The 1,919-nt window shown below is 70.7% G+C and carries 1 protein-coding gene; it reads right to left on the bottom strand.

Annotation, left to right across the window (positions count from 1 at the left end):
• Positions 1-1,919 (bottom strand): error-prone DNA polymerase (locus tag ROTAS13_RS23845; RefSeq protein ID WP_139323547.1); only part of this gene is annotated, 1,919 nt, incomplete at both ends.

The following is a 1,919-nucleotide window of genomic DNA, read 5'->3' on the forward strand; positions in this document are numbered from 1 at the left end:
TGTCGCGGAAGGGGCGCGTGGCCAGCAGCCGCCCGGCGGCCTCCGCGTTCAGCCCCTGCACCAGGCGGAGCCCCAGCCGCAGCGCGAGGCCGCCGACGCTGCCGGGATCGGGCTCCAGCGCGCAATCCCAGCCGCTGTGATGCACATCCACCGGCCGCACGCGCACGCCATGCTCCCGCGCATCGCGGACAAGCTGCGCCGGGGCGTAGAAGCCCATGGGCTGGCTGTTCAGCAGGGAACAGGCGAAGGCCGCCGGATGGTGCCGCTTGATCCAGGCGGAGGTATAGACGAGCTGGGCGAAGGAGGCGGCATGGCTTTCCGGAAAGCCATAGGAGCCGAAACCCTCGATCTGCCGGAAGCAGCGCTCGGCGAAATCACGCTCGTAGCCACGCGCAACCATGCCCTCGGTGAACTCGGCGCGGAACTGCTCCACCTGTCCCTGGCCCTTGAAGGTGCCCATGGCGCGGCGGAGCTGGTCGGCCCTGGCCTCGCTGAACCCGGCGGCGGTGATGGCGAGCTGCATCGCCTGTTCCTGGAAAAGCGGCACGCCGAGGGTCTTGTGCAGGACGCCCCTCAGCTCCTCGGAGGGATAGGTCACGTCCTGCGGGTTGGCGCGGCGGTGCAGATAGGGATGCACCATGTCGCCCTGGATCGGGCCGGGCCGCACGATCGCCACCTCGATCACCAGGTCGTAGAACTCCCTGGGGCGCAGGCGCGGCAGCATGTTCATCTGCGCCCGGCTTTCCACCTGGAAGACGCCGACGGAATCCGCCCGGGATAGCATCGCATAGGTCTCGGCGCAGTCCTGCGGCACGTGTTTCAGGTCCAGCCTCGGCCCGCCGCCCGCCTCGATCAGCGCGAAGGCGCGGCGCAGGCAGGACAGCATCCCCAGGCCCAGCACATCCACCTTCAGGATGCGCAGCACCTCGATGTCGTCCTTGTCCCATTCCAGCGTGGTGCGCCCCTCCATGGCGGCGCGCGTCACCACGGCGAGCTCGGTCAGCGGCCCCTTCGTGATGACGAAGCCGCCGACATGGGTGGAGAGATGCCGCGGGAAGCCGACCAGCTCCCCGGCCAGTTGCAGCGCCCAGGCCAGGCGGCGGTCGGCCTCCGGCTCCAGCCCCTGCTCGCGCGCGATCTCGGCGAAGCTCGCCTGTTCCAACCCCCAGGCCCCCTTCGCCAGCCGCGCGGTGATGTCCTCGCTGAGCCCCATCGCCTTGCCCGCCTCGCGGATCGCGCCGCGCGCGCGGAAGCGGCTGAGCGTGGCGGCGATGGCGGCGCGGTCGCGGCCATAGCGGTCGTAGATGTGCTGGATCACCTCCTCGCGCCGCTCATGCTCGAAATCCACGTCGATATCGGGCGGCTCGTCGCGGGCCTCGGACAGGAAGCGTGCGAAGAGCAGGTCGTGCTTGTCCGGCGGCACGGCGGTGATGCCCAGCACGTAGCAAACGGCGGAATTCGCCGCCGAGCCGCGCCCCTGGCAGAGGATGCCCCGCCCGTTGGCGAAGCGGACGATCTCGTCCACGGTAAGGAAATAAGGGGCGTAGTCCTTGGTCGCGATCAGCCGCATCTCGGCCTCGATCTGCCGCGCCACCTTCTCCGGCACGCCTCCCGGCCAGTGCGTGCGGCAGGCTTCGGCGACGCGCCGCTCCAGCGTCTGCTGCGCGGTGAGGCCAGGCTCCAGGATCTCCTCGGGATATTCGTAGCGCAGTTCGCGCAGCGAGAAGCGGCAGGCATCGAGCACGCGGGCGGTGTTCGCCACCGCCTCCGGCCAGCGGCCGAAGAGGCGCCGCATCTCGGCCCGCGGCTTCAGATGCGCCTCGGCATTGGCCAGGGCGTGCTCGCCGAGCCGGTCCACCGTCACGCCAAGGCGGATCGCGGTCAGCAGGTCGGCGAGCGGCCGGCGCCCCGGCCGGTGG

Source organism: Roseomonas sp. TAS13, assembly GCF_001950415.1.
In the GTDB taxonomy this organism is placed as follows: domain Bacteria; phylum Pseudomonadota; class Alphaproteobacteria; order Acetobacterales; family Acetobacteraceae; genus Roseomonas; species Roseomonas mucosa.